At 60.6% G+C, this 18,831-nt stretch carries 19 protein-coding genes; 7 read left to right on the top strand and 12 right to left on the bottom strand.

The window, feature by feature from the left end:
* Positions 1 to 64 precede the first annotated feature (64 nt).
* Genes pcaC through HMPREF3140_RS14545 form a run of 6 tightly spaced genes read right to left on the bottom strand, consistent with a single transcriptional unit; the run spans position 65 to position 5,128 of the window.
* Positions 65 to 454, bottom strand: a complete 390-nt coding sequence (pcaC, locus tag HMPREF3140_RS14570; RefSeq protein ID WP_004143067.1) for a 4-carboxymuconolactone decarboxylase — start codon at positions 452 to 454, stop codon at positions 65 to 67.
* A complete protein-coding gene (pcaD, locus tag HMPREF3140_RS14565; RefSeq protein ID WP_032411442.1) occupies positions 447 to 1,211 on the bottom strand; it encodes a 3-oxoadipate enol-lactonase in 765 nt (254 codons plus the stop codon). Before pcaD ends, pcaC begins: the two co-directional genes overlap by 8 nt.
* On the bottom strand, positions 1,201 to 2,553 hold the full coding sequence (locus tag HMPREF3140_RS14560) for a 3-carboxy-cis,cis-muconate cycloisomerase (RefSeq protein ID WP_021314539.1): 1,353 nt from the start codon (positions 2,551 to 2,553) through the stop codon (positions 1,201 to 1,203). Before HMPREF3140_RS14560 ends, pcaD begins: the two co-directional genes overlap by 11 nt.
* Positions 2,554 to 2,562: 9 nt before the next feature.
* The gene (pcaF, locus tag HMPREF3140_RS14555; RefSeq protein ID WP_032411440.1) at positions 2,563 to 3,765 is read right to left on the bottom strand and encodes a 3-oxoadipyl-CoA thiolase; all 1,203 of its coding nucleotides are present in this window, start codon (positions 3,763 to 3,765) and stop codon (positions 2,563 to 2,565) included.
* Between the two features lie 9 nt (positions 3,766 to 3,774).
* Positions 3,775 to 4,431 carry a 3-oxoacid CoA-transferase subunit B gene (locus HMPREF3140_RS14550; RefSeq protein ID WP_004151559.1) on the bottom strand — a complete coding sequence of 219 codons (657 nt, stop codon included), beginning with the start codon at positions 4,429 to 4,431 and terminating at the stop codon, positions 3,775 to 3,777.
* Between the two features lie 10 nt (positions 4,432 to 4,441).
* Positions 4,442 to 5,128: a 3-oxoacid CoA-transferase subunit A gene (locus tag HMPREF3140_RS14545; RefSeq protein ID WP_002903522.1), complete on the bottom strand. Its 687-nt coding sequence runs from the start codon at positions 5,126 to 5,128 to the stop codon at positions 4,442 to 4,444.
* Positions 5,129 to 5,297: 169 nt separating this feature from the next.
* Here HMPREF3140_RS14545 and HMPREF3140_RS14540 point away from each other — a divergent pair, with 169 nt between their 5' ends.
* Positions 5,298 to 6,104 carry an IclR family transcriptional regulator domain-containing protein gene (locus HMPREF3140_RS14540; protein WP_020805023.1) on the top strand — a complete coding sequence of 269 codons (807 nt, stop codon included), beginning with the start codon at positions 5,298 to 5,300 and terminating at the stop codon, positions 6,102 to 6,104.
* Here the strand turns inward: HMPREF3140_RS14540 and smrA are convergent.
* Entirely contained in the window at positions 6,101 to 6,664 is a 564-nt protein-coding gene (smrA, locus tag HMPREF3140_RS14535) for a DNA endonuclease SmrA (protein WP_004143055.1), read from the bottom strand. The two genes, HMPREF3140_RS14540 and smrA, sit on opposite strands and share 4 nt — an antisense overlap.
* Before the next feature lie 101 nt (positions 6,665 to 6,765).
* Positions 6,766 to 7,674 (bottom strand): LysR family transcriptional regulator, encoded by a 909-nt coding sequence (locus tag HMPREF3140_RS14530; protein WP_004148273.1) that lies wholly within the window; start codon positions 7,672 to 7,674, stop codon positions 6,766 to 6,768.
* A 166-nt stretch (positions 7,675 to 7,840) separates the two neighbouring features.
* Between HMPREF3140_RS14530 and HMPREF3140_RS14525 the strand changes: the two genes are divergently transcribed.
* The 3 genes from HMPREF3140_RS14525 (at position 7,841) to abgT (ending at position 12,242) form a co-directional block, all read left to right on the top strand.
* The gene (locus tag HMPREF3140_RS14525) at positions 7,841 to 9,151 is read left to right on the top strand and encodes a M20 family metallo-hydrolase (RefSeq protein WP_009760675.1); all 1,311 of its coding nucleotides are present in this window, start codon (positions 7,841 to 7,843) and stop codon (positions 9,149 to 9,151) included.
* Positions 9,151 to 10,596: a M20 family metallopeptidase gene (locus HMPREF3140_RS14520; RefSeq protein ID WP_021314541.1), complete on the top strand. Its 1,446-nt coding sequence runs from the start codon at positions 9,151 to 9,153 to the stop codon at positions 10,594 to 10,596. The genes HMPREF3140_RS14525 and HMPREF3140_RS14520 overlap by 1 nt, the downstream gene beginning before the upstream one ends.
* 119 nt (positions 10,597 to 10,715) lie before the next feature.
* Positions 10,716 to 12,242, top strand: coding sequence for a p-aminobenzoyl-glutamate transporter (abgT, locus tag HMPREF3140_RS14515; RefSeq protein WP_014907663.1), 1,527 nt, complete (start codon positions 10,716 to 10,718; stop codon positions 12,240 to 12,242).
* Between the two features lie 32 nt (positions 12,243 to 12,274).
* On the opposite strand, the gene HMPREF3140_RS14510 is transcribed toward abgT, so the two are convergent.
* Complete coding sequence (locus tag HMPREF3140_RS14510) at positions 12,275 to 12,433, bottom strand: hypothetical protein (protein WP_002903398.1); 159 nt, start codon at positions 12,431 to 12,433, stop codon at positions 12,275 to 12,277.
* A gap of 292 nt (positions 12,434 to 12,725) precedes the next feature.
* Here HMPREF3140_RS14510 and ogt point away from each other — a divergent pair, with 292 nt between their 5' ends.
* From ogt to uspE, 3 genes are all read left to right on the top strand, one after another.
* Complete coding sequence (gene ogt / locus HMPREF3140_RS14505; RefSeq protein ID WP_004224598.1) at positions 12,726 to 13,241, top strand: methylated-DNA--[protein]-cysteine S-methyltransferase; 516 nt, start codon at positions 12,726 to 12,728, stop codon at positions 13,239 to 13,241.
* Between the two features lie 194 nt (positions 13,242 to 13,435).
* Complete coding sequence (gene fnr / locus HMPREF3140_RS14500; protein WP_002903394.1) at positions 13,436 to 14,188, top strand: fumarate/nitrate reduction transcriptional regulator Fnr; 753 nt, start codon at positions 13,436 to 13,438, stop codon at positions 14,186 to 14,188.
* A 138-nt stretch (positions 14,189 to 14,326) separates the two neighbouring features.
* Entirely contained in the window at positions 14,327 to 15,277 is a 951-nt protein-coding gene (gene uspE / locus HMPREF3140_RS14495; RefSeq protein WP_032411438.1) for a universal stress protein UspE, read from the top strand.
* Between the two features lie 109 nt (positions 15,278 to 15,386).
* On the opposite strand, the gene HMPREF3140_RS14490 is transcribed toward uspE, so the two are convergent.
* From HMPREF3140_RS14490 to pntA, 3 genes are all read right to left on the bottom strand, one after another.
* Positions 15,387 to 15,575, bottom strand: a complete 189-nt coding sequence (locus HMPREF3140_RS14490) for a YdiH family protein (RefSeq protein ID WP_002903388.1) — start codon at positions 15,573 to 15,575, stop codon at positions 15,387 to 15,389.
* Positions 15,576 to 15,723: 148 nt separating this feature from the next.
* A complete protein-coding gene (gene pntB, locus HMPREF3140_RS14485; RefSeq protein ID WP_002903386.1) occupies positions 15,724 to 17,112 on the bottom strand; it encodes a Re/Si-specific NAD(P)(+) transhydrogenase subunit beta in 1,389 nt (462 codons plus the stop codon).
* Between the two features lie 10 nt (positions 17,113 to 17,122).
* Positions 17,123 to 18,652: a Re/Si-specific NAD(P)(+) transhydrogenase subunit alpha gene (gene pntA / locus HMPREF3140_RS14480; RefSeq protein WP_020804008.1), complete on the bottom strand. Its 1,530-nt coding sequence runs from the start codon at positions 18,650 to 18,652 to the stop codon at positions 17,123 to 17,125.
* Positions 18,653 to 18,831 lie beyond the last annotated feature (179 nt).

Here is an 18,831-nt window from a genome sequence, read left to right as displayed (position 1 = left end):
CGGGTGGCGGCTACGCCTTACCCGGCCTACAACGACTGCCGGGCAATCCGACCCGGACGACGACTCAACCCTGCGCGGCGTCGATGTCGTCAAACACCTGCTGCGCCAGATGCATCGTGGCATTGGCCGCCGGCAGCCCGCAGTACAGCGCAGAGTGCATGATCAGCTCTTTCAGCTCATCGCGGGTCACCCCGTTGTTAAACGACGCGCGTAGATGCATCTTAAGCTCCGCCTCGCGATTGAGAGCGATCAACATGGCAATAGTGATCATGCTGCGGGTATGGTGATCGAGCCCCGGACGCGTCCAGGTCTCGCCCCAGGCATAGCGGGTAATAAAGTCCTGAAACTCATCATTCAACGGCGTCAGATGCTGCAGCGTACGGTCGACGTGGGCGTCGCCCAATACTTTGCGCCGTACCGCCATCCCGTCCTGATAGCGCTGTTTATCATCCATGGCGTTCCCCCTGGAAAAAGCTCAGCAGCGACGAAGTAAAGCTTTTCGGCGCCTCAATGTTAGACAGATGCGATGCCGCCAGAACCACCACCTCGGAGGCGGGGATCTGCTGCTGCAGGAAATGAGCGTCACCGACCGTGGTGACAGGGTCACTTTCCCCGGCGATGATTAGCGTCGGCAGCGGGATCTGCCCCACTTCGCCCCGCAGGTCGGCGGCGGCCAGCGCCTCACAGCAGGCGGCATAGCCTTCAGCATCGGTATGGGTCAGCTGGTGACAAAGCGCCTCGACCACCTCCGGCGCCTTCTGGCGAAACGCGTGGGTAAACCAGCGGTCTGCCGCTCCGGCGGCCACCACCGCCATCCCCTCCTGACGTACGGCCCGCGCCCGCGACAGCCAGCTGGCCTGATCGCCAATGCGCGCCGCGGTGTTGGCGACCGCCAGACCATGAAAACGCTCCGGCGCAAAGCGTCCCAGCCACAGGCCGGTCAGACCGCCCATCGAGATCCCGCAGAACCAGGCGCGGTCGATATTCAGGTGATCGAGCAGCGCAATCACATCCTCCCCCAACTGGGCGAGGGTTACTTTGCCATTTTTTGTCGTTTTACCGTGGCCGTGCGTGTCGTAGCGCAGCACCCGGAAATGGGCGGTTAACGCCTCGATCTGCGGCTGCCACATCGCCCGGGTGGTGCCCAGCGAATTGGAGAGGACGATAACCGGCGCGCCATCCGGCCCGTCGAGTTGATAATCAAGATTCATCACGTTGCTCCTGATAACGCGCCAGCACCTGGCGCACAAAGCGTTCGGCGCTGCCGGTCGCCGTTGCCGGGTCCAGCAGCGTGGTTAAGCGTTCACGAGAGAGATACTGACTGACCTGTGGGTCAGCCGTGAGCAGATCGACCAGCGGGTAGTGACGGTCCAGCGCCTGGCGGCACAGCGCTTCGATGTGATGATGCGCCTCGGCTTTGCCAATGAATTCCGCCAGCGCCAGAGTCACCGCCTCAGCCATAATCAGCCCGTGGGTGATATCGAGATCGGCGCGCATTTTCTGCGGGAAAACCTGCATGTCGCGCACCAGCGCCTCGCTTTGCGCCAACGCCCCGCCCACCAGGGTAATTAGCTCCGGCAGGGTCTCCCACTCCGCCTGCCAGCCGCCCAGCGCCCGCTCATGCTGCTGGAGTTGGCTGGCGTAGAGCGTCGCCATCAGCCCCGGCGTACGCTGGGCGGCGGTCAGGATCGCCGCGCAGGCCACCGGATTGCGCTTATGCGGCATCGTCGACGAACCGCCGCGACCTTCCGCCACCGGCTCGCCCACCTCAGCCACTTCAGTCTGCATCAGCAGGGAAAAGTCGTTAGCGAATTTCCCCAGCGTGCCGCAGACGCCGGCGAACCAGGCGCCCGCCTCCAGCAGCCGATCGCGCTGGCTGTGCCACGGAGTATCCGGCAGCGACAGCCCGAGGATCTGCGCCAGCGCCAGGCCAACCGCCGGCCCTTTCTCTTTTAGCGCGTCCAGAGTGCCCGCGGCGCCGCCAAACTGCAGCGCCAGCAGCCGCGGACGCATCTCGCGCAGCCGCTGCTGCCAGCGCAGGAGCGCGTCGAGGGTGCCCGCCAGCTTCAGGCCAAAGGTCACCGGCAGCGCGTGCTGCATCCAGGTCCGGCCCGGCATCACGGTATCGCGATAACGATCCGCCTGGAGAGCCAGGGCCGCCAACAGCTGCTCAAGCAGAGTCTCAGCGGCATCCAGCGCCCCGCGCAGCTGGAGCACCAGTCCGGTGTCGATGGCGTCCTGGCTGGTAGCGCCCCAGTGAACGTAGCGCGCAGCCTCAGGATCTTGCGCTTTTACCTGCGCCGTCAGCTGTTTCACCAGCGGGATGGCCAGATTACCGGCTCCCACCGCCGCCTCGCCCAGCGCGGCAAAATCGATGGCCTCGTGGCGGCAGGCCGCCACAATTGGCCCGACCGCTTCCGGCGGCACCATCCCGCAGGCGGCCTGCGCTTGCGCCAGCGCCGCTTCAAAATCCAGCATGCCCTGCACCCGCTGCGCGTCGCTGAACCAGTCGGTTAGCGGACTGCTGCGCAGCATCGGGGTCAACAAACTCATTCTGGCTCCTTAAACGCGTTCAATAATCAGGGCGATCCCCTGTCCGACGCCGATGCACATGGTGCACAGGGCGTAGCGGCCGCCGGTCCGTTTCAGCTGATAAGCCGCGGTCATCGCCAGCCGGCCGCCGGAGGCGCCGAGCGGGTGGCCCAGCGCAATCGCCCCGCCGTTAGGGTTCACGTGGGCGGCATCGTCCGGTAAGCCCAAATCGCGGGTCACCGCCAGCGCCTGCGCGGCGAAGGCTTCATTCAGCTCAATGACATCCATCTGGCCTAATGTCAGGCCGGTCTGCGCCAGCACCTTGCGCACCGCCGGCGCCGGGCCAAAGCCCATGATCCGCGGCGCCACGCCCGCCGTCGCCACGCCGACCACCCGGGCCAGCGGCTGAAGATCGTTGGCCGACAGCGCCGTCTCGCTGGCCAGCAGCAGCGCGCAGGCGCCGTCGTTAACCCCGGAGGCGTTACCGGCGGTAACGCTGCCGTCGGCGCGCACCACGCCGCGCAGTTTAGCCAGCGCCTCCAGCGAGGTGCTGCGCGGGTGCTCATCGCGGCTAAACAGCAGCGGCTCGCCTTTACGCTGCGGCACCTGGACGGCGATCAGCTCATCGGCGAAACGCCCCGCCTCTTGCGCCGCGGCGGTGCGCAACTGACTGCGTAAGGCGAACGCGTCCTGATCGGCACGGGAGATGGCAAACTCATCGGCGACGTTTTCCGCCGTCTCCGGCATGGAATGCACACCGTACAGGGCTTTCATCTGCGGGTTAATAAAGCGCCAGCCGATGGTGGTATCCTCCATCTGCATGCTGCGGCTAAAGGCGCTCTCCGCTTTCCCCATCACAAACGGCGCGCGGGACATGCTCTCCACCCCGCCGGCGATCATCAGCTGCGTCTCCCCGCTTTTAATCGCCCGCGCCGCGACGCCGATCGCGTCAAGGCTGGAACCGCACAGGCGGTTGATGGTGCTCCCGGGCACGCTCTCCGGCAGGCCGGCCAGCAGCAGCGCCATCCGCGCCACGTTGCGGTTATCTTCCCCGGCCTGGTTGGCGCAGCCAAAGATCACATCGTCAATGCGCGAGGGATCCAGTCCCGAGTTCCGCGCCAGCAGCGCTTTCAGCGGCAGCGCCGCCAGGTCGTCAGCGCGCATCGTCGCCAGGGCACCGCCGAAACGGCCAAAGGGTGTACGCACCGCATCACAGATAAATGCCTGATTCATCATAGTTCCTTACGCGCTTTCCGCCAGTTGTTGAAAGGTCAGCGCCACCGGAGTGATGCGCTGCAGCTCTTCAAAAGAGAGGCCGTTAAAGATTTCCCGCACCACCGGGCCGCGGTCGGTGATGTCGATCACCGCCAGGTCGGTATAGATCCGGCTGACGCAGCCGACGCCGGTCAGCGGGTAGCTGCACTGCGCCACCAGCTTGCACTCGCCGTCACGGGTCAGGTGGTCCATCATCACAAACACCTGGCGGGCGCCGATGGCCAGATCCATCGCCCCGCCAACGGCCGGGATCGCATCCGGCGCACCGGTGCTCCAGTTGGCGAGGTCGCCGCTGGCGGAAACCTGATAGGCCCCCAGCACGCAGATATCGAGATGGCCGCCGCGCATCATGGCGAAGGAGTCGCCGTGGTGGAAATAGCAGCCCCCCTGCAGGAGGGTGACATACTCTTTACCGGCATTGATCAGCTCGGGATCTTCTTCCCCGGGCTGCGGTTTCGGCCCCATCCCCAGCAGGCCGTTTTCGCTGTGCAGGAACACCTCTTTGTCAGCGGGCAGGTAATTGGCGATGCGGGTCGGCAGGCCGATGCCGAGGTTGACGTAAGCGCCTTCGGGAATATCGCGGGCCACGCGCTGGGCCATTTCGTCACGGGTCAGTTTTTGCATGTCGGGCTCCTCAGGCGCGTTGTGCGGCAGTCAGGTTTTCCAGCGAGAAGACGCGCTGGACGAAAATGCCGGGGGTAATGATGTTTTCCGGATCGAGGTCGCCCAGCGCCACCAGCTGCGAGACCTCTACGATGGTGGTTTTCGCCGCTGTCGCCATGATCGGGCCAAAGTTGCGCGCCGCCTTGCGATAGACCAGGTTGCCCCAGCGGTCGCCCTGGTGAGCTTTAATCAGCGCGAAATCGGCTTTGATCGGGTACTCCAGCACGTAGTGGCGACCGTCGATTTCCCGTGTCTCCTTACCTTCCGCCAGCGGCGTGCCGTAGCCGGTGGGGGTAAACACCGCCCCCAGCCCGGCGCCAGCCGCCTGGATCCGCGCCGCGAGGTTGCCCTGCGGCACCAGCTCCAGCTCCACTTTGCCGCGACGGTAGAGATCATCGAAAATCTGCGAATCCACCTGGCGCGGAAAGGAGCAGATCATTTTGCGCACCCGGCCCGCCTTGAGCAGCGCGGCGAGACCCACTTCCCCGTTGCCGGCGTTGTTATTTATGATGGTCAGGTCGCGAGCGCCCTGGTCAATCAGGGCGTCAATCAGAAAGGTCGGCTGGCCGGCGGGGCCAAAGCCGCCGATCATAATAGTCGCCCCATCGTGGATCCCGGCGATGGCCTCGCTCAGCGTCGATACGCTTTTATCAATCATCAGGTCGCTCCAGTGATGTGCGGTAATCGCACTTTTATTCGTTGTTCGCACAAAATGTGACCCGCTTAACGATGTCGGTCAAGGGCGATAATCGAAATATGGTGCGATAATCGAACATCGGTTATCTTTAGCGAAAGAATGTGATCGATGGCAAATATGGGGAACAGAAATGGACAAGCATCCAGACGATTCACTGACCGGCGACGGCGATCCGTTTAAAGGCGATCCTAACTTTATGGCCTCCCTGGCGCGGGGTCTGGAGGTGATTCAGGCGTTCACGCCGCAGCGGCCCCTGCTGTCTATCTCACAGATCAGTCAGAAGACCGGCATCCCGCGCGCCGCGGTGCGCCGCTGCCTGTATACCCTGAGCAAGCTGGGGTTCGTGTATGCCGAAGACGGTAAGAATTTCCAGCTGCGGCCGCGGATCCTGGCGCTGGGCCACGCCTGGCTGGCCTCGACGCCGCTGGCGCGTTCGGCGCAGCCGGTGCTGCGGCATCTGAGCGAAATGCTCAATGAGTCCTGCTCCATCGCCACCCTCGACGGCGACGATATCCTGTATATCGCCCGCGCCTCCAGCTCGCGGATTATGACCATCGACCTGGATATCGGCAGTCGCCTTCCGGCGTGGGCGACCTCGATGGGCCGGGTGCTGCTGAGCCATCAGCCGGAGGAGAAGCTCAACGATATGCTGGCCCGGGTGACCATGATCCGCTATACCCCACAGACGGTGGATTCGGTGGCGAAGCTGCGCGCCGAACTGAAACGGGTGCATCAGCAGGGGTATGCCCTCAACGATCAGGAGCTGGAGATGGGGCTGCGCTCCCTCGCGGTCCCGCTGTTTAACGCTCAGGGGCAGGTCCAGGCGGCGCTCAACGTCGGGGTGCATGCGGGCCAGATGACGGCCCGCGAGATGATCGAGCGCGTGCTGCCGGAGCTGCAAAAAGCCGCCCGCGAGCTGACGCTGCTTCTGCGCTAACGACTGCGCTTGGCGTGCTGCTCCCAGGTCTCCTGCTTCGCCTGCGCCGATTTACGCAGCGCAACATAGCAGGCGCCGCTGCCGCCATGATGCGGAAGCGCGGCGCAGAAGGCCTGCACCTCCGGCAGCTCTTCCAGCCAGCGCGCCAGATAGCTGCGGATAATATTGGCGTGGGACTGGTCGTCGCGGCCTTTGCCGTGAACGATCAGCACATTGCGTAACCCCTCTTTCTGCGCCTGCACCATAAAGGCGAAGAGCATCTGCCGGCACTGTTCCACCGGCTGGCGCAGCAGGGAGAGGCTCGCCTGCTGGCTGTATTTCCCCCGCCGCAGCTTATCCAGCACGCCGCTCTGCAGCCCTTCTCGCTTAAACTCCAGCGGCGTGGCGAGCGGCACGATATCGAGATAGCCGGTGGTGAGAAAATTATCCAGCTGCAGGGTATCGACGCGTTGCGGGGCCCGGCTGTTACGCCCGGGATGCCAGTGCACGTCATTATTACGTTTCAGAGGCTGGACATCTTCCATGGCGTCAAGAAACAGGGATTTGTCATCAAGGTTCATGGGCTCTCCTCCAGCGGCTGTCGCCAGCTACTATAGCCGCCTCGCGCTCCCCTCTCAACGCGTTTAGCCGCGTTCGCTGGCAAAGTGAGCGCGACGGACGATTAAGGAAACAATTGTCGGCTCTGGCGGCGGAACAGGGTGATTAACGACGCCGTGAGCGGCGTCTGCCGGGTATCGCGCCGCTGGATCAGATAATAGGTGGCGGTGGGTAACACTTCACGGATGGGGATCATCACCAGTTTGTCGGCCATCAGCGGGTCGTTGCCCAGCTCCACCGGCAGGATGCTGAGAAAATCACTTTTCACCACCAGGCTGATGCAGGATGAGAACGTTTCGCAGACGATCCCCACCTTTGGCTCCCGTCCCAGCTGTTCGAAGCGCTCCTGCAGCTGCTTGAAGTAGCTGCCGCGCGGCGTCGGCATGGTCCAGTGGTGATCCATCAACTCCCCCAGCGAGGTGGCCTGCGCCGCCGGATGGCCCGCGCGGGCGAACACCGCGAACGGTTTCTCAAACAGTTTCTCAAAGCTGAACTCATGGTCGTACGGCCCGGGGTAATAGGTATTAATGGTGAAATCCAGCTCCCCCTGGCGCAGCTCATTAATCATCGCCAGCAGCTGACCCTCCATGATCCGTACCTTCACCTGCGGATGCTGCTGATGAAAGCGGCAGATCACCGACGGCATCAGCGACCGGGCGACGCTGGCGCCAAGGCCAATATTAATTTGCCCGGCCTGTTCCCCCTGGCGCTGCAGCAGTTCATCCTGCGCCGCCCGCAGCTCCTCAAGGATCAGGCTCGCATGTTGATAAAAACTTTCGCCATTGTCGGTTAACGCCACCCCCTGGCTGCGGCGGACGAACAGCTGGGCGGAAAGCCCCTCCTCCAGCTCTTTAATCGCTTTGGTCAGCGCCGGCTGCGAGACCGCCAGCGCCCGGCTGGCGCCACGGATACTGCCTTCCCGGGCTACTTCGACGAAAGCGCGAATTTGATGAAATTTAATCTGAAATGCCATGCTTTTAGTGATAACCGTTGCTTATCAGACAGAAGAAAATGACATCTACTGTAATCCATCAGGCTGTGGCAGGTTAAGGGTGTTAAGGCCTGTAGCGCGTCAGTGATAAACAAAAGCTATCACATCGTGAACGCCGTCACATTTTTTACTTATGACAGGATAAGCTATGCCGCAACTTGATGAATACCTCCGCCAGCTGGCGCCCTCCATGACCCAATGGCGCCGCGATTTTCACCTGCACGCTGAATCCGGCTGGCTGGAGTTTCGCACCGCCAGTAAGGTCGCGGATATTCTTGACGGGCTAGGCTATCAGCTGGCGCTAGGCCGCGACGTCATCGATGCCGACAGCCGGATGGGGCTGCCGGACGAGGAGACCCTGGCCCAGGCTTTCGAACGCGCCCGCGAACAGGGCGCGCCGGAGCGCTGGCTGCCGGCGTTTGAAGGCGGTTTCGCCGGCGTGGTGGCCACGCTCGACACCGGGCGGCCCGGACCAACCCTGGCCTTTCGCGTCGATATGGATGCCCTCGATCTCAACGAACAGCATGACGATAGCCACCGCCCCCATCGCGATCATTTCGCCTCCTGCAACGCCGGCATGATGCACGCCTGCGGCCATGACGGCCATACCGCCATCGGGCTGGGGCTGGCGCATGTGCTCAAGCAGTATGCCGCCCAGCTCAATGGCGTCATTAAACTGATTTTCCAGCCTGCTGAAGAGGGTACCCGCGGCGCCCGCGCGATGGTGGCCGCCGGCGTGGTTGATGACGTGGATTATTTCACGGCGATCCATATCGGGACCGGCGTCCCGGCAGGTACCGTCGTCTGCGGTGGAGACAACTTTATGGCCACCACCAAATTCGACGTGCAGTTCAGCGGCGTGGCCGCCCACGCCGGCGGCAAGCCCGAGGACGGGCGCAACGCGCTGCTGGCCGCCGCCCAGGCCGCCCTTGGCCTGCACGCCATCCCGCCGCACAGCGCCGGCGCCTCGCGGGTCAACGTCGGGGTGATGCAGGCCGGTACCGGGCGCAACGTGGTGCCCTCTTCCGCGCTGTTAAAAGTGGAAACCCGCGGCGAAAGCGAAGCCATTAATCAGTACGTGTTCGAGCGGGCGCAGCACGTCGTCGCCGGGGCGGCGGCGATGTACGAAGCCCGCTACGAACTGCGCATGATGGGCGCGGCGACCGCCAGCGCACCGTCGCCGGCGTGGGTGGACTATCTGCGCGAACAGGCCGCCCGGGTGCCCGGCGTGCAACAGGCGGTGGATCGCATCGCCGCCCCGGCGGGCTCGGAAGACGCCACCCTGATGATGGCCCGGGTCCAGGCGCGCGGCGGCCTCGCCTCGTACATGATTTTCGGCACTGAACTCAGCGCCGGTCACCACAACGAAAAGTTTGACTTCGACGAGAGCGTGATGGCGGTAGCGGTCGAAACCCTGGCGCGCGTCGCGCTTAACTTTCCCTGGCAGCGGGGGGTGTAATGGAAGCCATTTTTCAGTTTGTGGACGAGGTGGTTGAGGCACAACGCGACACTTACTGCGCCATCGCCGACGACATCTGGGACCACCCGGAGACCCGCTTTGAGGAGTTCTGGTCAGCCCAACGGCTGGCCGACGCCCTGGAGGCGGAAGGTTTTCAGCTCACCCGCGATGCTGGCGGGATCCCGAATGCCTTTATCGCCAGCGTCGGTGAGGGCCAACCGGTCATTGCCCTGCTCGGCGAATTTGACGCCCTGGCGGGACTCAGCCAGCAGGCCCACAGCGCGGAACCGACGCCCTTGACACCGGGAGCCAACGGCCACGGCTGTGGGCACAATCTGCTCGGCACCGCGGCATTCGCCGCGGCGGTCGCCGCCAAAGGCTGGCTGCAGCAGCACGGCGACAGCGGCACTCTGCGCTTCTACGGTTGTCCCGGCGAGGAAGGCGGTTCGGGAAAAACCTTTATGGTGCGCGAAGGGTTGTTTGATGATGTCGATGCGGCGCTGACCTGGCATCCGGAAGTCTGGGCCGGGATGTTCAGCACCCGCACCCTCGCCAACATTCAGGCGGCATGGCGATTTACCGGCACCGCGGCCCACGCCGCTAATTCGCCGCACCTGGGCCGGAGCGCGCTGGATGCCGTCACCCTGATGACCACCGGCAGCAATTTCCTCAATGAACATATCATAGAGAAGGCGCGGGTCCATTACGCCATTACCGATACCGGCGGCGTCTCGCCCAACGTGGTGCAGGCGCAGGCGGAAGTGCTGTATTTGATCCGCGCGCCGGAGATGGCCGACGCTGAGCAAATCTTCGCCCGCATAGAGAAGATTGCCCAGGGGGCCGCGCTGATGACCGAGACCCAGGTCAGCTGCCGCTTTGAAAAAGCCTGCTCCAGCTATCTGCCCAACCGCACGCTTGAGGCGGCGATGTATCAGGCGGTCTGTCATTACGGTACCCCCGCCTGGAGCGACGAGGAACGCGCTTTTGCCGCGGCGATCCGCGCCACTCTCAGCGCCAACGATATTAACAACAGCCTGAACAATATTGCCGGCACCAGTGGCGAGGAAGGCAAAACGTTCGCTCGTCGCCACCGCGACACCTTGCTGATTGATGAGGTGGCGCCCTGGGCGGCCACGGATAACGTCCTCGCCGGATCCACCGACGTCGGCGATGTTAGCTGGAAAGCGCCGGTGGCCCAGTGCTTCAGCCCGTGCTTCGCGGTGGGTACCCCGCTGCACAGCTGGCAGCTGGTGAGCCAGGGCAGAACCTCCATTGCCCATAAAGGGATGTTGCTGGCGGGGAAAGTCCTCGCGGCGACCGCCATCCGTTTATTCAGCGACAGCGCCCTGCTGGAGGCCAGCCAGCAAGAGCTCAGGCAGGTACTGGCCGAACGCCCCTATCGTTGCCCGATCCCGGCGGAGGTGAGTCCGTCCGTTTTACGATAACCACTTAGAGGCTACTCCTGGCCAACGCTGACCGGATCGCGGCACGCACCGCCCATAATAACCGCCGGCAGTACGGGAGCAGGCCTGCCCAACACAACAACGACAACAGAGGAATGCCCATGAGTATGTCATCCATACCGTCATCTTCCCCCGGCGGAAAGCGCTATGGCTGGGTAGAGAAGATCGGTAACAAGGTCCCGCACCCGTTTTTGCTGTTTATCTATCTCATCGCCGTGCTGATCGCTGCCACGGCAATCCTCTCCGCACTCAACGTTGGGGTACAAAACCCAACTGACGGTTCGCGGGTGGTGGTCAAAAACCTGCTCAGCGTGGAAGGATTGCACTGGTTTTTGCCGAACGTGATTAAAAACTTCAGCGGTTTCGCGCCGCTGGGGGCGATCCTCGCCCTGGTGCTGGGCGCCGGCTTTGCCGAGCGGGTGGGCCTGTTACCGGCGTTGATGGTCAAGATGGCCTCGCACGTCAGCGCCCGCTATGCCAGCTATATGGTGCTGTTTATCGCCTTTTTCAGCCATATCTCTTCCGATGCGGCGCTGGTGATTATGCCGCCGCTGGGAGCGCTGATGTTTCTTGCCGTCGGTCGGCATCCTGTCGCTGGTCTGCTGGCGGCGATAGCCGGCGTGGGCTGCGGCTTTACCGCCAATCTACTGATTGTCACCACCGACGTGCTGCTCTCCGGGATCAGCACCGAGGCGGCAAAGTCCATCGATGCCTCTTTGCACGTCAGTGTGATCGACAACTGGTACTTTATGGCGACCTCGGTGATCGTTCTGACGCTCGTCGGCGGACTGATCACCGATAAGCTGGTCGAGCCGCGGCTGGGCCAGTGGCAAGGCAGTCGTGATGAAAAGCTGCAGACGCTGACGCCCGCGGAGCGGTTCGGCCTGCGCATCGCCGGCGTGGCGACGCTGGTATTCGTGGCGGTCATCGCCCTGATGGTGGTCCCCGAAAACGGTATTCTTCGCGATCCGGTTCAGCATACGGTCATGCCCTCGCCGTTTATCAAAGGCATCGTGCCGCTAATTATCTTTTTCTTCTTTGTCGTGTCGCTGGCATACGGCATCGCCACCGGCAAAATTCGCCGCCAGGCCGACCTGCCGCAGTTGATGATTGAGCCGATGAAAGAGATGGCCGGGTTTATCGTGATGGTCTTCCCGCTGGCGCAGTTCGTGGCGATGTTCAACTGGAGCAACATGGGCAAGTTTATGGCCGTCGGTCTGACGGACCTGCTGGAGAGTTCAGGCATGAACGGTGTTCCGGCGTTTGTCGGCCTTGCGCTGCTGTCGGCTTTTCTGTGTATGTTTATCGCCAGCGGCTCGGCCATCTGGTCGATTCTGGCGCCGATCTTCGTGCCAATGTTTATGCTGTTGGGCTTTCACCCGGCGTTTGCGCAGATCCTGTTTCGTATCGCTGATTCATCGGTGCTGCCGCTGGCGCCGGTGTCACCGTTTGTGCCGTTGTTTCTCGGCTTTCTACAGCGCTACCGGCCGGATGCCCGCCTCGGCACCTACTACTCGCTGGTGCTCCCTTACCCGCTGATTTTTCTCGCCGTCTGGCTGCTGTTGCTGGTGGGCTGGTATCTGGTGGGACTGCCGATCGGCCCTGGCATCTATCCGCGGCTGTCTTAACCCACCGATGCGCCAGGGACGGCCGCCTTAGCTTAACGCGATATCTTCACTTTGAACTTACGGGTCGCTTCCCCGGCTCCGGCGAATATGCCGAAAAGCGCGCGATACCCCCGCTCAAGCAACAGCGACATACCGTGAATAACCAGACCGCTGAAGATCAGTACGATTACGCCAGTCAGTATATATTGCATAGCTCCACCTCTGAGTTATTAACCGCGCCGCGCCGACGCGGTAGCACTTTCCCGAGCGCGCACGGCGGCGCGGAGGACCGACGTCGTCAGCTTAAAAGTAGCAAAAACCCTGTCCGGTAACCCGCCAGGATCGATCCAAAAATAAATCATCGTGGCGATCGCAGAATGCCTCCACGGCGGATAGCCCGCCGTGCTATCTGGCGATGCGGTTTTACCTTTTGGGAGTATAGTTGACTGCCGTCAGCGCGTGGTATCGTGTGCCTCTCATGTACGATGGTGGATGACAGAAACGATGTTGACCTTGCTGCAGGATAAAATGGATACCCCGCTGGGGCCGTTGTGGGTGCTTTGCGACGAACAGTTTAATTTGCGCGCCGTCGAGTGGGACGAGCACCGCGATCGGATGGAAACGCTGCTCGACGTACACTATCGTCGGGAAGGTTATCAGCGCGTCGACTGCCGCAATCCCGGCGGTCTCAGCAGTAAGCTGAGCGACTATTTTGCCGGCGATTTAGCCATTATCGAGACTCTGCCTACCGCCACCGCCGGCACCCCTTTTCAGCGCCAGGTCTGGCAGGCGTTACGCGATATCCCCTGTGGCCAGGTGATGCACTACGGCCAACTGGCCGAGGCGCTCGGTCGTCCCGGCGCCGCGCGCGCGGTGGGCGCCGCCAATGGCGCCAATCCGGTGAGTATCGTGGTGCCCTGCCATCGGGTCATCGGGCGCAACGGCACCATGACCGGCTATGCCGGCGGCGTACAGCGTAAAGAGTGGCTTTTGCGTCATGAGGGCTATCTGTTGCTTTGACTGAAAATGCCTTTTCTGGAATTTTCAGGTAATTTTACAATCAAAAGTGGCGTAATAATCTGTTTTTAATCAAATAGATACACAAGCGATTTGATTTACCCTGCTGATATTACGTGTTTCCGGGCCTGAAGACTTACCTGCTGATCAAAAAGATGTTAAAATTGACCAATATCAATTAAGGCCTGAGCAGACATATGATCCCTGAGAAGCGAATTATTCGACGCATTCAGTCTGGCGGTTGTGCAATCCATTGTCAGGATTGCAGCATTAGCCAGCTCTGCATCCCCTTTACTCTGAACGAGCATGAGCTTGATCAGCTGGATAATATTATCGAGCGGAAAAAGCCTATCCAGAAAGGTCAAACCTTGTTCAAAGCCGGTGATGAGCTGAAGTCGTTGTACGCTATTCGCTCCGGGACCATCAAAAGCTATACCATCACCGAGCAAGGTGATGAGCAGATCACTGGCTTCCATCTGGCGGGCGACCTGGTGGGCTTTGACGCCATCGGCACCGGTCTGCACCCGAGCTTTGCGCAGGCGCTGGAAACCTCAATGGTCTGCGAGATCCCCTTCGAAACTCTTGACGATCTTTCCGGAAAAATGCCCAATCTGCGTCAGCAGATGATGCGCCTGATGAGCGGTGAGATTAAAGGCGACCAGGATATGATCCTGTTGCTTTCCAAAAAGAATGCCGAAGAGCGCCTGGCCGCGTTTATCTATAACCTTTCTCGTCGTTTCGCCCAGCGCGGCTTCTCACCACGTGAGTTCCGGCTGACCATGACCCGCGGCGATATTGGCAACTATCTCGGCCTCACCGTCGAAACCATCAGCCGTCTGCTGGGCCGTTTTCAGAAAAGCGGCATGCTGGCGGTGAAAGGCAAATATATCACTATTGAAAACAGCGATCTGCTGGCCCAGCTGGCCGGGCAGGCGCGCAACGTCGCTTAATCTCTGCGCAATACCTGGTCACGATCGGCAATTTTTTCAGATTTGTTGATCTGACCAGGCTCCTCCCCTGTTTCAATTCATCCATATAGGTTATCTTTTTAATAACTGACGGTAGCTGCAGTTGTAAGGAGACCCTGTATGGCGAAGTATCAGAGCATGCTGGTAGTAATCGATCCTAACCAGGACGACCAGCCGGCGCTAAGGCGAGCGGTGTACCTGCACCAACGGATTGGTGGACGCATCAAAGCCTTTTTGCCGATCTATGATTTTTCCTATGAAATGACCACCCTGCTGTCGCCGGACGAGCGGACGGCAATGCGCCAGGGCGTCATTGCCCAACGAACGGCCTGGATCCGCGAGCAGGCGAAATTCTACCTGGAATCGGCCGTGCCGATTGACGTGAAAGTGGTGTGGCACAACCGCCCCTTCGAAGCGATTATTCAGGAGGTGGTCAGTGAGAAACACGATCTGCTGCTGAAGATGGCCCACCAGCACGACAAACTGGAGGCGGTGATCTTTACCCCGACGGACTGGCATCTGCTGCGTAAATGCCCTTGCCCGGTGTGGATGGTCAAAGACCAGCCGTGGCCGGAAGGCGGCAAAGCGCTGGTCGCCGTCAATCTCGCCAGCGAAGAGAATTATCACAACACCCTTAACGAGAAGCTGGTTCGCGAGACGCTGTCGCTGGCGGAAGAAGTCAACCACACTGAAGTGCACCTGATCGGTGCCTACCCGGTGACGCCGATCAATATCGCGATAGAACTGCCGGATTTTGATCCCAGCGTCTACAACGACGCGATCCGCGGCCAGCATCTGCTGGCGATGAAAGCGCTGCGGCAGAAGTTTGGCATCGATGAAAAATTCACCCACGTCGAAAAAGGACTGCCTGAGGAGGTGATCCCGGATCTCGCCGAGCATCTGCAGGCGGGGATCGTGGTGCTGGGAACGGTCGGACGTACCGGCCTGTCGGCGGCGTTCCTCGGCAATACCGCGGAACAGGTTGTCGACCACCTGCGCTGTGACCTGCTGGTGCTGAAACCGGAGGCCTACCAGACGCCGGTGGAACTGGACGACGACGACGACGATTAACCGCTACCACTCATCTTCCCCCGCCTCGCGGGGGATTTTTTTGCTTGCTGCCAGCCAGGCACAAAAAAAGGGCCGCTGACGGCCCCTGTCGCTGTCCAGCGAGAATGGCTTAGTGGATACCCAGACGCCAGGCCAGATCGATCTCTTCTTTCAGCTCCAGCGAGGAGAGCGCCATCAGGTCAGCAAACTCCAGCTCCAGCAGTTTAAGTTTTTTCAGATACTGCGCTGGGGTCATGACGGTGGGGTCGCGGCGTAAGAATTCGATGGCCATCTGCGTTGGGGTTAACTCGGTATCCATAATATCCTCTGTCTGATGTAAGAACCGGAACATTATATCACCTCTTGCCGCTTATTTTATGAACAATTCCAGGCATCCCCTTGCATATAAAAAAGCCGTCTCACAGGAGACGGCTTATAAACAAACGTTGTAAAACAATGATGTTACATTACAGCGCTTTCAGGATCGCATCGACGCTGGCTTTAGCATCGCCAAACAGCATATGAGTGTTCTCTTTAAAGAACAGCGGGTTCTGTACGCCGGCGTAACCGGTGTTCATTGAACGCTTAAAGACCACCACATTCTGCGCTTTCCACACCTCGAGCACCGGCATGCCGGCGATCGGGCTCTTCGGATCGTCCTGCGCCGCCGGGTTGACGGTATCGTTGGCACCGATCACCAGCACGGTGTCGGTGTCGCTGAAATCGTCGTTGATCTCATCCATCTCCAGCACGATGTCGTAAGGCACTTTGGCTTCCGCCAGCAGGACGTTCATATGCCCCGGCAGGCGCCCGGCCACCGGATGAATACCAAAGCGTACTTTGATACCCCGCGCCCGCAGCTTCTCGGTAATTTCTGCTACCGGATACTGCGCCTGAGCCACCGCCATACCGTAGCCCGGGGTGATGATCACCGAGTGCGAGTTTTTCAGCATCTCCGCCGTCTCTTCGGCGCTAATCTCACGATGCTCGCCCACTTCTTCATCGCCGCCGCTGGAGGAACCATCGGTGCCGAAGCCCCCGGCGATCACGCTGATAAAGGAACGGTTCATCGCCTTACACATAATGTAAGAGAGGATGGCGCCGGAAGAGCCCACCAGCGCGCCGGTGACGATCAGCAGGTCATTACTCAGCATAAAGCCCGCCGCCGCTGCCGCCCAGCCCGAGTAGGAGTTGAGCATCGAGACCACCACCGGCATGTCAGCACCGCCGATAGAGGCCACCAGGTGCCAGCCAAAGGCCAGCGCGATCGCGGTCATCACCAGCAGGCACAGGACCTGGGTGCCGGTGCTGTCAGAGCGAACAAAAATCACCATCAGGATGAAGGAAACCACCAGCGCCGCCAGGTTCAGCTTATGGCGATTGGGCAGCATCAGCGGCCTGGAGGAAATTTTGCCGCGCAATTTACCAAACGCCACCACCGAACCGGTGAAGGTCACCGCGCCGATGAAGATCCCGAGGAACACTTCGGTCAAATGAATATTGACCAGAATTTGCTCCATACCGGTTTCATGCTGCAGGTAGCTGTTGAAACCCACCAGCACCGCTGCCAGCCCCACGAAGCTGTGCAGGATAGCCACCAGCTCCGGCATTTCGGTCATCTCGACCTTCTTCGCCAGACGAATACCGATCGCCCCGCCGATCACCATCGCAAGAATAATCCAGCCGACGTTGCCGGCGTCCGGCCCCAGGATGGTAGCAATCAGGGCAATGGCCATCCCGGCGATGCCGAAATAGTTGCCCTGCTGCGACGTTTCGTGTTTCGACAGGCCCGCCAGGCTGAAAATAAACAGGATTGCAGCAACAATGTATGCAGCCGTTACTAATCCACCAGACATGTGCTACCCCTTATCCTTTGCGAAACATTTTCAGCATGCGCTGAGTCACGGTAAAACCACCGAAAATATTAATGCTGGCGATCAGCACCGCGATAAAGCTCAGGAAGCTGACCCAGCCGCCGTGGCCTATCTGCAACAACGCGCCAACCACGATAATGCCCGAAATGGCATTGGTCACCGACATCAGCGGCGTATGCAGCGCATGGGAGACGTTCCACACCACGTAGTAACCCACCACGCAGGCCAGCGCGAAGACGGTGAAATGGCCGAGGAACTCTTTTGGCGCCACGTTGGCCAGCCAGCCGAAGAGAATAATCGCCAGCGCCATCAGCGCATATTTGCGCCACGGCGACGCCGGTTTCACCGCTTCTTTCGGCGCTTCCACTTTTATCGCCGCGGCCTGCGGCTGAGCGGAGACCTGAATCGGCGGCGCCGGCCAGGTTATTTCACCTTCGCGAACAACGGTCACACCGCGCACTACCACGTCATCGAAATCGATAACGATATTGCCGTCTTTCTCTTTGCACAGCAGCTTCAGCAGGTTCACCAGGTTGGTGCCGTAGAGCTGGGAGGACTGGGTCGGCAGACGGCCAGGAAGATCGGTGTAACCGATGATTTTCACGCCGTTGGCGGTGGTCACCACTTCGCCCGGTACGGTGTACTCACAGTTGCCGCCGTTTTGCGAGGCCAGATCGACCACCACGCTGCCCGATTTCATGGAGTCGACCATTTCGCGGGTGATCAGCTTCGGCGCCGGTTTGCCCGGGATTAACGCCGTGGTGACAATGATATCGACCTCTTTCGCCTGCGCGGCGAACAGCGCCATTTCAGCCTTAATAAAGGCCTCAGACATCACCTTGGCGTAGCCATCGCCGCTGCCCGCTTCCTCTTTAAAGTCCAGCTCGAGGAACTCGGCGCCCATACTCTGCACCTGCTCCTTCACTTCCGGACGGGTATCGAAGGCGCGAACAATAGCGCCCAGGCTGTTGGCGGCGCCAATCGCCGCCAGACCGGCTACCCCGGCGCCAATGACCATCACCTTGGCGGGCGGAACCTTGCCTGCCGCCGTAATCTGCCCGGTAAAGAATCGACCAAATTCATGCGCCGCTTCAACGATAGCGCGGTACCCGGCGATGTTGGCCATTGAGCTGAGCGCATCCAGCGACTGGGCGCGGGAAATACGCGGCACGGAATCCATCGCCATTACGTTGATATTACGGGCCGCCAGTTTTTCCATCAGCTGCGGGTTTTGCGCCGGCCAGATAAAACTAATCAGCGTGGTCCCCGGATTCAGCAGGGCAATTTCATCGTCATTCGGAGCATTGACCTTAAGGATGACATCAGACTGCCATACCTCGTCGCCGGTCACGATTTCAGCTCCTGCCTCGGCAAAGGCCTCATCGTCAAAGCTGGCCAGCTTCCCGGCGCCGCTTTCTACCGCGACGCTAAAGCCGAGTTTGAGCAATTGCTCAACGGTCTTCGGCGTGGCGGCGGCCCGGGTCTCCTGGGCTAGCCTTTCTTGTGGTACACCAATACGCATAGTTTTCCCTTCCATCGGTTTTTGATGATGGTTTACTTTTCTGCCCAACAACGCCAGGACGGCAAAATCTTCCTCGCCATCTTTCGCTGTCTACAAAATGAAACAGTAACAAACTTTTTATAACCTACTGAAAATACCGATTGTGATCTACTGCGATAAAACACAAATTTTGATTTTAT

The sequence above is a fragment of the Klebsiella sp. HMSC16A12 genome (assembly GCF_001808265.1).
Taxonomy (GTDB): Bacteria; Pseudomonadota; Gammaproteobacteria; order Enterobacterales; family Enterobacteriaceae; genus Klebsiella; species Klebsiella pneumoniae.
The sequence above is the reverse complement of the archived record's forward strand: the minus strand, read 5'-3'. Positions and strand labels throughout refer to the sequence as shown.

Bases quoted from the DNA above. Each gene is read 5' to 3' on its own strand.
- pcaC (WP_004143067.1), bottom strand. From the start codon at position 454: ATGGATGATAAACAGCGCTATCAGGACGGGATGGCGGTACGGCGCAAA.
- pcaD (WP_032411442.1), bottom strand. From the start codon at position 1,211: ATGAATCTTGATTATCAACTCGACGGGCCGGATGGCGCGCCGGTTATC.
- HMPREF3140_RS14560 (WP_021314539.1), bottom strand. From the start codon at position 2,553: ATGAGTTTGTTGACCCCGATGCTGCGCAGCAGTCCGCTAACCGACTGG.
- pcaF (WP_032411440.1), bottom strand. From the start codon at position 3,765: ATGAATCAGGCATTTATCTGTGATGCGGTGCGTACACCCTTTGGCCGT.
- HMPREF3140_RS14550 (WP_004151559.1), bottom strand. From the start codon at position 4,431: ATGCAAAAACTGACCCGTGACGAAATGGCCCAGCGCGTGGCCCGCGAT.
- HMPREF3140_RS14545 (WP_002903522.1), bottom strand. From the start codon at position 5,128: ATGATTGATAAAAGCGTATCGACGCTGAGCGAGGCCATCGCCGGGATC.
- HMPREF3140_RS14540 (WP_020805023.1), top strand. From the start codon at position 5,298: ATGGACAAGCATCCAGACGATTCACTGACCGGCGACGGCGATCCGTTT.
- smrA (WP_004143055.1), bottom strand. From the start codon at position 6,664: ATGAACCTTGATGACAAATCCCTGTTTCTTGACGCCATGGAAGATGTC.
- HMPREF3140_RS14530 (WP_004148273.1), bottom strand. From the start codon at position 7,674: ATGGCATTTCAGATTAAATTTCATCAAATTCGCGCTTTCGTCGAAGTA.
- HMPREF3140_RS14525 (WP_009760675.1), top strand. From the start codon at position 7,841: ATGCCGCAACTTGATGAATACCTCCGCCAGCTGGCGCCCTCCATGACC.
- HMPREF3140_RS14520 (WP_021314541.1), top strand. From the start codon at position 9,151: ATGGAAGCCATTTTTCAGTTTGTGGACGAGGTGGTTGAGGCACAACGC.
- abgT (WP_014907663.1), top strand. From the start codon at position 10,716: ATGAGTATGTCATCCATACCGTCATCTTCCCCCGGCGGAAAGCGCTAT.
- HMPREF3140_RS14510 (WP_002903398.1), bottom strand. From the start codon at position 12,433: ATGCAATATATACTGACTGGCGTAATCGTACTGATCTTCAGCGGTCTG.
- ogt (WP_004224598.1), top strand. From the start codon at position 12,726: ATGTTGACCTTGCTGCAGGATAAAATGGATACCCCGCTGGGGCCGTTG.
- fnr (WP_002903394.1), top strand. From the start codon at position 13,436: ATGATCCCTGAGAAGCGAATTATTCGACGCATTCAGTCTGGCGGTTGT.
- uspE (WP_032411438.1), top strand. From the start codon at position 14,327: ATGGCGAAGTATCAGAGCATGCTGGTAGTAATCGATCCTAACCAGGAC.
- HMPREF3140_RS14490 (WP_002903388.1), bottom strand. From the start codon at position 15,575: ATGGATACCGAGTTAACCCCAACGCAGATGGCCATCGAATTCTTACGC.
- pntB (WP_002903386.1), bottom strand. From the start codon at position 17,112: ATGTCTGGTGGATTAGTAACGGCTGCATACATTGTTGCTGCAATCCTG.
- pntA (WP_020804008.1), bottom strand. From the start codon at position 18,652: ATGCGTATTGGTGTACCACAAGAAAGGCTAGCCCAGGAGACCCGGGCC.